The 12,853-nt window shown below is 61.7% G+C and carries 8 protein-coding genes; all 8 read left to right on the top strand.

The genetic code is table 11. The annotated features are described in order from the left end of the window. The first annotated feature begins 77 nt into the window (after positions 1-77). The 8 genes from scpB to typA all read left to right on the top strand — a co-directional run bounded on the left by scpB (position 78) and on the right by typA (position 12,605). Positions 78-1,211: an SMC-Scp complex subunit ScpB gene (scpB, locus tag ACNA0J_RS25535; protein WP_415821709.1), complete on the top strand. Its 1,134-nt coding sequence runs from the start codon at positions 78-80 to the stop codon at positions 1,209-1,211. A gap of 989 nt (positions 1,212-2,200) precedes the next feature. Continuing rightward, positions 2,201-4,069: a 23S rRNA pseudouridine(2605) synthase RluB gene (gene rluB, locus ACNA0J_RS25530; protein ID WP_415821737.1), complete on the top strand. Its 1,869-nt coding sequence runs from the start codon at positions 2,201-2,203 to the stop codon at positions 4,067-4,069. A 306-nt stretch (positions 4,070-4,375) separates the two neighbouring features. After that, a complete protein-coding gene (rimP, locus tag ACNA0J_RS25525; protein ID WP_415821708.1) occupies positions 4,376-4,882 on the top strand; it encodes a ribosome maturation factor RimP in 507 nt (168 codons plus the stop codon). Then, positions 4,879-6,357: a transcription termination factor NusA gene (nusA, locus tag ACNA0J_RS25520; RefSeq protein WP_415821707.1), complete on the top strand. Its 1,479-nt coding sequence runs from the start codon at positions 4,879-4,881 to the stop codon at positions 6,355-6,357. The genes rimP and nusA overlap by 4 nt, the downstream gene beginning before the upstream one ends. 81 nt (positions 6,358-6,438) lie before the next feature. Beyond that, positions 6,439-9,564, top strand: a complete 3,126-nt coding sequence (infB, locus tag ACNA0J_RS25515; RefSeq protein WP_415821706.1) for a translation initiation factor IF-2 — start codon at positions 6,439-6,441, stop codon at positions 9,562-9,564. Between the two features lie 29 nt (positions 9,565-9,593). Continuing rightward, entirely contained in the window at positions 9,594-9,995 is a 402-nt protein-coding gene (gene rbfA, locus ACNA0J_RS25510) for a 30S ribosome-binding factor RbfA (protein WP_094822168.1), read from the top strand. Between the two features lie 40 nt (positions 9,996-10,035). Then, a complete protein-coding gene (gene truB, locus ACNA0J_RS25505; protein WP_415821705.1) occupies positions 10,036-10,788 on the top strand; it encodes a tRNA pseudouridine(55) synthase TruB in 753 nt (250 codons plus the stop codon). Beyond that, positions 10,785-12,605, top strand: coding sequence for a translational GTPase TypA (typA, locus tag ACNA0J_RS25500; RefSeq protein ID WP_415821704.1), 1,821 nt, complete (start codon positions 10,785-10,787; stop codon positions 12,603-12,605). Before truB ends, typA begins: the two co-directional genes overlap by 4 nt. The last annotated feature ends 248 nt before the right edge of the window (positions 12,606-12,853 follow it).

The following is a 12,853-nucleotide window of genomic DNA, read 5'->3' as shown; positions in this document are numbered from 1 at the left end:
TCTGAGAGAACGAAATCATAGCGTCTTTTCAGACTCGATGCAAATTTGCCCTTTTTATGTAGGTAGACAGAAGCTCAATGGACAATAGCGAGGCAACTTATGTGCTGGAAGCTGCGCTGCTTTGCGCCAGCCAGCCCATGCCATTGACCGAAATGCGCAAGCTGTTCGGCGAAGACCCCGATTTCGATAACGATCGGCTGCGGGCGATGCTGCAGGAACTGCAGGAGCACTGGGCGAATCGCGGAATGGATCTGGCGCAGTTGGCGACGGGATGGCGTTTTCAGAGCCGTCCGCAAATGCAGCGCTATCTGGAACGCCTGAATCCCGAGCGGCCGCCCAAGTATTCTCGCGCCGTGATGGAAACGCTGGCGATCGTGGCCTGGCGCCAGCCGGTGACGCGGGGTGACATCGAAGACATTCGTGGCGTGACGGTCTCGTCTCAAATCGTCAAGACTCTCGAGGATCGTGGCTGGATCGAGGTCATCGGTCATCGCGACGCGCCGGGGCGGCCGGCATTGTTCGGAACGACGCGGCAATTTCTCGATGATCTGGGGCTGCGTGCGCTGGATGAGTTGCCGCCATTGGATAGTGCGCAGGCCGCCGCGGCGTTGCATGGGCTGGATCTGGGGGGCTCTGAGGTCACCCTTGAGGTCAGTGATCCTCAGGCGCCGGAGTCCGGCGCGGACAATCCCGAGTCGCTGGGCGCTGAGGCAGATAATGCCAGCGCAGGTGCTGCCGAAGGCGACGCTGCTGTTCAGGCTGAGACTGCGGAGCCAGTCGAGAGTGCATCTGTCGATGAGTCTTCTGGTTCTGCGTCAGTGTCCGGCGAGGAGGCGAATGCCGAGCTGGACGCAGTGTCTGTATCCGATACAGAGGGCGCGGCAGTTGTCGACGACAATGCCATTGATGCCGAGGTGGCGCTTGAGCCTGCCGCGGTAGAGGCGCAAGCCGATGTGGCGTTTGCGTCAGCCCAGGAGCAGGCGGAAACCGAAGCCGTCCGCGATGATGTGGCGGTGCTGGATGCAGATCCCGCCGTGGCGGATGAGACGGGGCTGGAGACGCCTCGCGTCGATGCTGAATCAATAACTACCGAAACTACCGAAGCGGAATCGCAAGAGTCTGCGCCCGAGACCGAAGTCTCCGAGGCTGACGATTCGCCATCCGCTGATGATGAAGACCAATCCGCGCAAGGCGGATTGGCGAAAGCTTAAAGAATTCTGGAGCTGTCTCCGTGACAACCGAAATGACGCGTAAAAAAATGCAAGACGATTCCCCTGTTTCTGATTCGCTGGCCGGCGAGTCGCCTGTTGCGACGAAAACCCGAGCGACCAAAAGCGCTGCCAGTAAGTCTGCGGCGGCCAAGTCGACGGTAAAAGTGCCCGCCAAGAAGGCGACGGCAACGAAGACCGCGGCCAAGTCTGCGGCGACCAAAGCGGCGACGAAGACGGCAACGAAAACGGCTGCAGCCAAATCCGCCGCCAAATCGGCAGAGGGCAAGCCGGCATCGTCCAGGGCTAAAGCCAAGCCGGCAGAAGACAAGCCCGCAGTGGTCAAGACGGCGGCGGCTAAACCGGCGGCAAAGACTGCAGCCAGAAAAACGGCAGCAGCCAAGTCGGCGGCCGATAAAGCGGTGGCAGACAGTTCGACGGCAGGCTCAGCACCCGAATCCGCCACGCAGGCTAAAGTTGCTGCCACCAAATCGGCGGCAAGCAAGTCGGCCAAACCCAAGGCGGCAGCCAGCGGCTCGGCCGAGGCAGTTGCAGCAGAACCGGCCGCCAAGCGCACGCGTACCCGCAAAGCCGCCGCAGGCGCGGCATCGGCTGATACGGTGACGCCTGCGGTGGCAGAAAGCGCCATCTCGTCTGGTGTTGCGGCGCCTGTCGCCAAGGCAGTGCCGAGCGTGTCCGCAGCGGCAGTTGAGCGTAACGCGCCTGTTGTTGCAACTGAACGGGCTGCCTCGCATGAGGCGGCGGCTGGATCTTCCTCTGCCGGCTCTACGCCATCTGAGGCGCCCTTCGTGCCCGCTCGACCAGTTGTGAGAGAAACTCGCACATCTACGCAGGCGGATCTGTTTGAATCGGCCGGGCCTGCTGCTCAGTCGGCGGCCGAGTCTTTTGCGTCGAGCGGGTCTGCGGGTGCGGCGTCGGCAGGGCCCGTCGTGACCGAGGGCCGTCCGAATCGCCGGCGCGGCGGAAACGCCATGGCAAATCAGCGGCCGGCGTCGGAGTCTGGCGAGGCATCGCCCGCTACCGCCGAATTTGCGCAGGCCGCGGCAGCTCAGGCCAATGAAGGGGATCCCAATGCGGCGCGTGGTGGCCGTGGCCGTAAGCTGCGCACCCCGTTCCGTCGCCGTCGTGGTGATGCGACGGGTGTCGCGGGGGCACCGGGATCGGTGGAGGGCGCGCCGGCCGCGCCGTCGGGCGAGGCGGTTGGCGGTCGCGGCGCTGAGCGCGAGGCCGAGCAAATGCTCTCTTATTTAGAGCATGCCGATCGCAGCGAGCAGCGCCTGGGCAAATATCTGAATAGCGATGCAGCGATGCCCAAGCTGCACAAAGTCCTGGCGGACGCGGGCGTTGGTTCGCGCCGCGAAATGGAAGAATTGATCACTGCCGGCCGCGTGTCGGTCAACGGTGAGCCCGCGCACATCGGTCAGCGCGTCTCGCCCTCGGACCTGGTCCGGGTCAACGGCAAGCCGGTTGCTCGCACCAATACGCGAAAACCGCCTCGTGTCATCCTGTATCACAAGCCTGCAGGCGAAATCGTGAGCCACGACGATCCTGGTGGCCGCGCCAATGTGTTCGCGCGTTTGCCCAAGCTGCGTACTGGCAAATGGCTGTCGGTCGGCCGTCTGGATTTGAACACCGAAGGGCTGCTGATTTTCACCACGTCAGGCGACATGGCCAATCGCATCATGCATCCCCGTTACGGTACCGAGCGTGAGTACGCGGTGCGTGTATTGGGGGAAATGGACGACGCCACCCGCAAGTCCCTGGTCGAGGGTATTCAGCTCGACGACGGCATGGCTGCCTTTGGCTCGCTGGATTATCTGGGCGGCGACGGCAGCAACCGGTGGTATCGCGTTACGCTCCAAGAAGGGCGCAACCGCGAAGTCCGCCGGATGTTCGAGGCGGTAGGCGTGACGGTCAGCCGTCTGATCCGCACTCGCTTTGGTGATTTGGTGTTGCCGCGTAATTTGCGCCGCGGTCGTTGGGATGAGTTGGACTCCTCCTTGGTGACGGCGTTGATGGTGCAGCTGGGTCTGTTGCGCGAAGACGACGATGCCGACGGTGGTCGTCATGCGCGTCAACCGCGTTCGCATGACAGTGCTTTGCCTCCCGGGTTTGGCACGATGGACCGCAACGGCATGAATGGTGCGCGCATCGGTCGCCGCGGCAAATTGCAGGGCGGACGTCCGGGCAGTGCCGGCCAGGTGGCGTCCTCGCCGTCCGACCCTTTTGGTACTGGCTTGATGTTCACGGGTGGATATGCCAATGGACATCCGCTGGGTAAAGACGGCGGGCGTGGCGGCAAGGGCGGCAAACCCGGTGGCAAGCCGGCAGGTATGCAGGGTGGTCACAAGCCAGGCGGACGGCGCGGCGGCAAGGGGCCGAGCGCCCAGTTCGGCGGTGGCCACGGCAACGTGGGCGGCAATCCGGCAGGCGGGCAGGGCGGTAGCGGTGGCTATGGCAATGCCGGGCAGGGCGGCAATAGTGAAGGCGGCTATCAGGGCGGCAACAAGCGTGGCGATGGCAAGTTTGCAAAGCACGGCAAGCCGCGTCGCCCCACGGGGCCGGCCGGCGAGGGGGCTGCATCGGCACCGGGCGCTCCCGGCGTTGCCGGCAATCAGCGCAAAGGCCCGAATCGGCCCAATGGAAAACCTGGCGGCGGCCAGGGTGGGCCGCGTGGTAATCAGGCGGTCCGCAACGGCAAGCCGCAAGGCAACAGCGGTGGTGGCAAAGGCCGTCCGCAGCGCGGCCCCAAAGGCGACGATTGGCAGCCCAAGGGTGCCTCGGCGCACGAGTCTCGCCTGGGCTTTCTAGGCGGTGGCCGTGGGCGTGGCGACCGTTGAGTTGTGCCGGCGCGACGTCAAGGGCACCGTCCTGGTGCCCTTGACGTAAACCCGCGACATAGCAGGCAATTTTCGCAATTATCTGGTAAAATCATTGGTTTTCATGGCGCGCATGGACCTGCGGGTGACCCACGGGTGCGTCTTTGCCGTGTGCCGCAGCATATGCTGTCGCCTGGATAGGTATTCGGGTGTGCTTCTTTTGGGCTTGGGTTCGGTATTACGTGCTGGTGGGGTGTCCCATCATCAGATGATCCGAGGGCCGGGCGATACAGTGGGCTGGGTTTGCAGCCCATTTTTTTTGAGTGTATGGCAGATATTTACGCATTGACCCAACAGGCATTGGCCGGCATGGACGTCGAATTGGTCGACGTCGAACGTGCTGCGCTGGGCCTATTGCGCGTCACCATCGATAGGGTCGGCGGCGTGCGCATCGAGGACTGCGAGCAGGTCTCGCGCCAGTTGTCGCGCGTCTACGAAGTCGAAAACATCGACTACAAGCGGCTCGAAGTCGGCTCGCCGGGCACGGATCGCCCGTTGCGCACCGAGGCCGAGCTGCGCCGTTTCGTGGGCGAACGTATCGAGATCAAACTGCGCGAGCCGCTGGATGGACGAAAGGTGTTTTCCGGCATTCTGTCTCTGCCTGAGGCAGAGCAGGGCGCAGCGGGCGACGCGGCGGCCACTGCGCAGCAGGCCGTATTCGGTCTCGAATTTGAGGCAAAAAAGAACGACATTCAGGTATTGAGTTTCACGTTCGGTGATATCGAGCGTGCCAAACTGGATCCCGTTCTGGATTTCAAGGGCAAAAAGCGATGAGTCGCGAAATTCTTCTGTTGGTCGATGCCTTGGCGCGTGAGAAAAACGTCACGCGTGAAGTCGTATTCGGAGCGCTCGAGAGCGCGCTGGCTTCGGCCATGAAAAAGCGTTTCAAGGACGACGCCGAAATCCGCGTCTCCATCGATCGCGAGACTGGCAGCCACGAGGGTTTCCGCCGGTGGCTGGTGGTGCCTGACGAGGCCGGCCTCCAAGAACCGGACAAACAGGAAATGCTGTCCGACGCCATCGAACTCCTGCCCAATATTCAGGTCGGCGAATACATCGAAGAACCGCTCGAGCCGATCGAATTCGGCCGTATCGGCGCCCAGGCTGCCAAGCAGGCCATCCTGCAAAAAATCCGTGACGCCGAGCGCGAGCAGGTCCTCAACGACTTTCTGGATCGTGGCGAGACCATCATCTCCGGCACGATCAAGCGCATGGACAAGGGCGACATCATCGTCGAAACCGGCAAGATCGAAGCCCGCCTGCCACGCTCCGAGATGATCCCGAAGGAAAACTTCCGCGTCGGTGATCGTCTGCGCGCCTATGTGCTAAAGGTCGATCACGCTGCGCGTGGCCAACAGGTCATCCTGTCGCGTACCTCGCCTGATTTCATTCGCCAGTTGTTCGAAAACGAAGTCCCCGAAATCGAACAAGGCTTGCTCGAGATCAAGGCCGCCGCTCGCGACCCGGGTGTACGCGCCAAGATCGCCGTGATCGCCTACGACAAGCGCATTGATCCCATCGGGACATGCGTCGGGATGCGCGGCTCGCGCGTGACCGCTGTGCGTAACGAGCTGGGTGGCGAACAGGTCGATATCGTGCTTTGGTCCGAAGACCCTGCGCAATTCGTCATCGGCGCTCTGGCGCCGGCCAATGTCGAATCGATCCTGGTCGACGAAGACAAACACGCAATGGACGTGGTGGTCGACGAGGAAAACCTGCCCAAGGCCATTGGCGCCAAAGGCCAAAACGTGCGCCTGGCTTCCGAGCTGACCGGCTGGCAGATCAACATCATGACGCCAGAAGAAAGCCTCAGCCGCCAGGAATCCGAGCGCGCCGGCCTGCGTACTACATTCATGGACAAGCTGGACGTCGACGAGGAAGTCGCCGACATCCTGATTGATGAAGGGTTTACCGGTATCGAGGAAATCGCTTACGTGCCCCTGCCTGAGTTGCTGGAAATCGAAGCGTTTGACGAAGACACCATCAACGAGTTGCGCGCCCGTGCCCGCAATGCGCTCTTGACCGAGGCCATCGCCCAGGAAGAACGCCTTGAAACGGCTCAGGACCTGCTCGAGCTCGAAGGCGTGACGCCCGAGCTGGCTGCCAAGCTGGCCGAGCGACAAGTGCTGACCCGTGACGATCTGGCAGAGCTGGCTACTGACGAGCTGGCGGAAATTGCCGGGATCGACGAGCAACAGGCCAGCGACTTGATCATGCGTGCCCGGGCTCATTGGTTCAACGAGGAATAACCGGCGGCATCCTGCCGAGCGTTTGATTCAAAACCCATTCATCGTTGTTGTAATCGCTGCATATAGAGGGAAGATAGCCTAATGTCGAGTAATACTGTCGCCCAGTTCGCTACCGAGCTGAAAATGCCAGCCAACGTGCTGCTCGAGCAGCTGCGTTCGGCCGGTGTTGACCTCAACTCGGTGGACGACGCGGTAACCGACAGCGACAAGGCGAAGCTGCTCGACTCTCTGCGCCGCGCTCATGGCGCGACCGAGGGCAAGAAGATCACCTTGACGCGTCGCCAGACCTCCGAGATCCGCCAGGCAGATGCCACTGGCCGTTCTCGTACCATCCAGGTCGAAGTCCGCAAAAAACGCGTGTTCGTCAAGCGGGATCCGTCCGAGATCGCTCAGGAACAGGCTGCTGCACAACAGGCCGAGGCCGCCGAGTCGTCGGTATCGACGACTGCGCCTGCGCCCGTTGCGCCCACGCCTGCGCCTGTTCAAGAATCGAACGAAACCGTGACGGCAACCGCCGTTCCCGCCGCTGAGCCCGTTGTTGCTGAGCCTGTGGCTGAGCCAACGGTATCTGCCGAGGAACAAACGAGCCAGACGGCCAACCCCGTGGTCGAGCCGGCGTCTGCGCCCGCATCCGACGAAACCCAGGTCGAGGCACCGGCCGCCAAGCCTGCAGCGGAAACGCCTGACGTGGCTGCCGAATCTGGCGCCGAGAGCGTCTCCGAACCCGAGGCTGAGCCGAGCGTTGAGCCTCAACCTGCTACCCCCGTGGCCCAGGCCGAGCCTGAGTCCCAACCCGAACCGGCACCCGTGCCGGCAGAACAGCCGGTTGCCTCGGCTGAGCCTGCCGCTGGACAAGCCGCTCCCGAGCGCGAGGCCCCGTCGGCCCCGCCGGAACCTGTTGTGCAAGCTGAAATCGATACTGTTGCCAAATCTCCCGCCGAGTCTGCCAAACTGACTCCGCCTGCTTCTTCGTCCAAGTCCAACGCTGCTGCGCCTCGTATGACGCGCGCCGAGCGCCGTGCGCCGCCGCCATTGGCTCAATCTGCTGGCGATAACGCTTCGCGCGAAGACGCGCGTCGTGCCGCCGAGGCCGAGGCCGCTGCCTTGCGCGAGATGTTGAATCGTCCTCGCAAAGTCCTGCGTGCGCCCGAGCCGGAAGCCCCCGCTCCCTTGTCGGGTACATTGCACAAGCCCAGCGGCAAGGCTGCGGCGGGCGCGAAAAAAGACGCCAACAAGCCGAGCGCCGGCGCGGGCTCGAAGAAAACTATCAAGACGGCAGAGGTATCGTCGTCCTGGAATGATGATGCGTCGCGCAAGAAACCTGCCGACACCAAGTCTGCTGCCCCCAGCCGTGACGGCTGGCGCGCCGGTGGCAAGGGTGGCAAAGGTGGCAAGGGCGGTCGCAATCAACAAAACGATCAGCGTCGCCAAGAGCCCGTGCAACAAGAGTTCATCGCTCGCGAAGTGCACGTTCCCGAGACCATCAGCGTGGCCGACCTGGCACACAAGATGTCCGTCAAGGCCGCAGAAGTCATCAAGCAATTGATGAAGCTCGGCCAGATGGTCACCATCAATCAGGTGCTGGACCAGGAAACCGCCATGATCGTGGTCGAGGAACTGGGCCACGTGGCGATCGCCGCCAAGCTCGACGATCCGGAAGCCTTCCTCGACGAAACTCCGGGTGCCGTCGAAGCCGAGGCACTGCCTCGTGCACCGGTCGTCACCGTGATGGGTCACGTCGATCATGGCAAGACCTCGTTGCTGGATTACATCCGCCGTGCCAAGGTCGCTTCTGGCGAAGCCGGTGGCATCACCCAGCATATCGGCGCCTATCACGTGCAAACCGATCGCGGCATGGTGACCTTCCTGGATACCCCGGGCCACGAGGCGTTTACCGCCATGCGTGCCCGTGGCGCCAAGGCCACCGATATCGTGATTCTGGTGGTCGCCGCCGACGACGGCGTCATGCCGCAGACTCGCGAGGCCATTCACCACGCCAAGGCTGCCGGTGTGCCGCTGGTCGTGGCCGTCAACAAGATCGACAAGCCCGAAGCCAACCCCGACCGCGTCAAGCAAGAGCTGGTCGCCGAGGAAGTCGTGCCCGAAGAATACGGCGGTGACGTTCCGTTCGTCCCTGTGTCGGCCAAAACTGGTGCCGGCATCGACGATCTGCTCGAAAACGTGTTGCTGCAAGCCGAAATCCTGGAACTGACCGCGCCCGTGGACGCGCCAGCCAAGGGGCTCGTCATCGAAGCCCGTCTCGACAAGGGGCGTGGTCCGGTTGCCACCATCCTGGTGCAGAGCGGTACGCTCAAGCGCGGCGATGTGGTTCTGGCGGGTGCCAGCTTCGGCCGCGTTCGCGCCATGCTGGATGAAAACGGCAAGCAGATCCAAGAAGCTGGTCCGTCCATTCCGGTCGAGATCCAGGGCCTGACGGATGTGCCGGCTGCTGGTGACGAGTTGATGGCGCTGGCCGACGAACGCAAGGCCCGCGAAATCGCGCTGTTCCGCCAAGGCAAGTTCCGCGACGTCAAACTCGCGCGTCAACAGGCTGCCAAGCTCGAGTCCATGTTCGACAACCTAGGCGAGGGTACGCAAACCTTGGCGTTGATCGTCAAGACCGACGTCCAAGGCTCTCAAGAGGCCCTGGTGTCTTCGCTGACCAAACTCTCGACCGACGAAGTCCGTGTCCAGGTTGTGCATGCGGCCGTGGGCGGTATCTCGGAAAGCGACATCAACCTGGCTATCGCTTCGAACGCCGTGGTGATCGGCTTTAACGTCCGTGCCGAGCAAAGCGCCAAGAAATTGGCCGAGAACAACGGCATCGACCTGCGCTACTACAACATCATCTACGACGCTGTGGATGACGTAAAGGCAGCCATGTCGGGCATGTTGGCGCCCGAGAAAAAAGAAGAGATCATCGGCTTGGTCGAGATCCGCGAGGTCTACTCGATTTCCCGTATCGGCAACATCGCTGGTTGTATGGTGCTCGACGGTGTGGTGCGCCGCGATTCGCAGGTCCGTCTCTTGCGCAACAATGTGGTTCACTGGAACGGTCAGCTGGATTCGTTGCGCCGCTTCAAGGACGACGTCAAAGAGGTCAAATCCGGCTTTGATTGCGGTCTGACGCTGCGTGGCACCAACGACATCCAAGTGGGCGACCAACTGGAAGTCTTCGAAATCAAGGAAATTGCGCGTACGCTGTAAAAAGCGATCGTGAATTTCATACGTGTTACATGAGCCGTCACAAATCTAAATCCATCCCCGGCCGCAATTTGCGGCTGGCCGACCAGATCCAAAAGGATCTGGCTGGCCTCATTCAGCGCGAGATCGACGTATCCCGCGCTGGATTGATCACGCTGTCCGGTGTGGAGCTGTCGGCTGATTATGCGCATGCCAAGGTCTATTTCACGGTGATGGGCGCCGAGCCCGACACCGCGGCGGCGCTGCTCAACGAAAAAGCCGGCTGGCTGCACTCCCTGCTGTACAAGCTCCTGCACATCCACACCGTGCCCCGATTGCGCTTCGTCCATGACGAGCAAATCGCGCGTGGCATCGAAATGTCGGCATTGATCGACCGCGCAAACCGGCCTGGCCCGGTCGCGGAAGAGCCCGACGAACCTGAAGACCAGCGCTGATCGGCTGTCGTCTACTGCTGCTTTTTTCCCGGATTCGACGATGGCTAAACGACGCGGGCTTGCGCTCGACGGTGTCCTGTTGCTAGACAAACCTGTGGGTTTGTCCAGTAATCACGCCTTGCAGCGCGCCAAACGCACCATGGATGCCGCCAAGGCAGGGCATACGGGTACACTGGATCCTTTCGCCACTGGTTTGCTGGTGTGCTGTATGGGGCGTGCGACCAAGATCTCCGGCGCGATGCTTAACGCCGACAAATCCTATCGGGCGACGCTGCAGTTTGGCGAGGAAACCGATTCCGGCGATTTGACCGGCATCGTGACAGCACGTGCGACGGACGCGGTGAGTGTGACCGAGTCTGCCTTGCTCGACGTGTTGTCACGCTTTCAGGGCATCATCGAGCAAATCCCGCCGATGTATTCAGCGCTGAAGCGGGACGGCAAGCCGTTGTACGAATACGCACGCCAGGGTATCGAGTTGGACCGCCCCGCGCGTCAAGTCAAGATTTACCGCATCGACCTGTTATCGCTGAATGGCAGCCAGGCCGAGATCGATGTGGCGTGCAGCAAGGGGACGTACATACGAACCCTGGCTCAGGATATCGGCCGGGCACTGGGGTGTTATGCCCACCTGGCGGCGCTGCGGCGCACGCACGTCGGGCCGTTTTCGCTGGATCGCGCCATTACGCTCGAGGCCTTGCAGGCCATGACTGATCCCAAGCAGGCTTTGCTTGCATTGAATGAATTGCCGGCGGGCCTGCTGCCCGCCACACCGACCTTAAAGGACCCGCTATGACTCGCGCCTTGCGCAACGTCGCCATTATTGCCCACGTTGACCACGGTAAAACTACCCTGGTCGACCAGTTGCTGCGCCAATCCGGTACCTTCCGCGAAAACCAGGCGGTTTCGGAACGGGTCATGGATTCGAACGACCTCGAAAAAGAACGCGGCATTACGATTCTGGCGAAAAACTGTGCTGTTGAATACGAAGGCACGCACATCAATATCGTCGATACCCCGGGACACGCGGACTTCGGTGGCGAAGTCGAGCGCGTGCTGTCCATGGTGGACGGCGTGTTGCTGCTGGTCGATGCGGTCGAAGGCCCGATGCCGCAGACCATTTTCGTGACGCGCAAGGCCCTGGCGCTGGGGCTGAAGCCCATCGTCGTGGTCAACAAGATTGATCGCCCGGGCGCTCGTCCGGATTTCGTGATCAACGCGACGTTCGATTTGTTCGACAAGCTTGGTGCGACCGAAGAGCAACTGGATTTCCCCGTGGTGTACGCCTCGGGTCTGTCGGGTTACGCCGGTTTGACGCCGGACGTGCGCGAAGGCGACATGCGCCCGTTGTTCGAAGCCATCCTGCAGCACGTGCCGCAGCGTGACGACGATCCCAATGGTCCGCTGCAAATGCAGATCATCTCGCTGGACTACAACAACTACGTGGGCAAGATCGGCGTGGGTCGCATCAACCGTGGACGTATCCGTCCTGGCATGGATGTGGCTTTCCAATTCGGTCCCGAAGGCTCGATCTCGAAAGGCCGCATCAACCAGGTGCTGAAATTCAAGGGCCTGGAGCGTGAGGTGGTCGAGGAAGCCGAAGCCGGCGACATCGTCCTGATCAACGGTATCGAAGACATCGGTATTGGCTGCACGCTCATGGATCCGGCGAACCCCGAAGCATTCCCCATGCTGCGCATTGACGAGCCGACGCTGACGATGAACTTCATGGTGAATACGTCGCCTTTGGCTGGCCGTGAAGGCAAGTTCGTCACCAGCCGTCAGCTGCGTGACCGTCTGGACCGCGAGCTGAAGTCCAACGTGGCGCTGCGTGTGCGCGATACCGGCGACGATACCGTGTTCGAAGTATCGGGCCGTGGCGAATTGCACTTGACCATTTTGTTGGAAACGATGCGTCGCGAAGGCTACGAATTGGCCGTGTCGCGTCCGCGTGTGGTGTTCAAGGAAGTCGACGGCGTCAAATGCGAGCCGTTCGAGTCGCTGACCGTCGACGTCGAAGACGCTCACCAAGGTGGCGTCATGGAAGAACTCGGCCGCCGCAAGGGCGACTTGCAAGACATGCAGCCTGATGGGCGCGGCCGTACCCGTCTGGAATATCTGATCCCGGCCCGTGGCCTGATCGGTTTCCAGAACGAGTTCCTGACCTTGACGCGTGGCACGGGCTTGATGAGCCACATTTTCCACGAATACGCACCCTTGCGCGAAGGCAGCATCGGCGAGCGTCGCAATGGCGTGCTGATCAGCCAGGACAACGGCGACGCGGTGGCTTATGCGCTGTGGAAATTGCAGGATCGTGGCCGCATGTTCGTCAACCCGGGCGAGGCCTTGTACGAAGGCATGATCATCGGTATCCATAGCCGCGATAACGACTTGGTCGTCAACCCGATCAAGGGTAAGCAACTCACCAACGTGCGTGCATCGGGTACGGATGAGGCGGTGCGTCTGGTGCCGCCGATTCAGATGTCGCTCGAGTATGCGGTTGAGTTCATCGATGATGATGAACTGGTGGAAATTACGCCGAAGTCGATCCGGCTGCGTAAGCGCTATCTGCAAGAGCACGAGCGTCGTCGTGCGGCGCGTGAAAGTGCTTGATAGCCTAGCTTATCCTAGCTAGTTAGTGTGAAGAACGGGCGCCTGAGGTTGGGCGCCTGTTTTGTTTTGGATCGGTGATTGTTTTTGCTTTGGTGTGGGTGATGTTGGGCGAGATGGGGGCTCTTGTGCTGGCGCAGAGATTCTCTATTGAGCCGTCCCTTGCGGGTGCCGGGACGCCANGCCAGCCCGTNGAGCGGCGGGCAGTCCCCGAAGGGGACCTCGGCGCCTGGTCTTGCGCCGAGCCGCTG

The sequence above is a fragment of the Bordetella tumbae genome, assembly GCF_965139195.1.
Classification (GTDB): domain Bacteria; phylum Pseudomonadota; class Gammaproteobacteria; order Burkholderiales; family Burkholderiaceae_B; genus Bordetella_A; species Bordetella_A tumbae.
Note: the sequence above shows the minus strand (reverse complement) of the source record. Positions and strands in the feature narration are given on the sequence as shown.

Bases quoted from the DNA above. Each gene is read 5' to 3' on its own strand.
- scpB (WP_415821709.1), top strand. From the start codon at position 78: ATGGACAATAGCGAGGCAACTTATGTGCTGGAAGCTGCGCTGCTTTGC.
- rluB (WP_415821737.1), top strand. From the start codon at position 2,201: ATGGCAAATCAGCGGCCGGCGTCGGAGTCTGGCGAGGCATCGCCCGCT.
- rimP (WP_415821708.1), top strand. From the start codon at position 4,376: ATGGCAGATATTTACGCATTGACCCAACAGGCATTGGCCGGCATGGAC.
- nusA (WP_415821707.1), top strand. From the start codon at position 4,879: ATGAGTCGCGAAATTCTTCTGTTGGTCGATGCCTTGGCGCGTGAGAAA.
- infB (WP_415821706.1), top strand. From the start codon at position 6,439: ATGTCGAGTAATACTGTCGCCCAGTTCGCTACCGAGCTGAAAATGCCA.
- rbfA (WP_094822168.1), top strand. From the start codon at position 9,594: ATGAGCCGTCACAAATCTAAATCCATCCCCGGCCGCAATTTGCGGCTG.
- truB (WP_415821705.1), top strand. From the start codon at position 10,036: ATGGCTAAACGACGCGGGCTTGCGCTCGACGGTGTCCTGTTGCTAGAC.
- typA (WP_415821704.1), top strand. From the start codon at position 10,785: ATGACTCGCGCCTTGCGCAACGTCGCCATTATTGCCCACGTTGACCAC.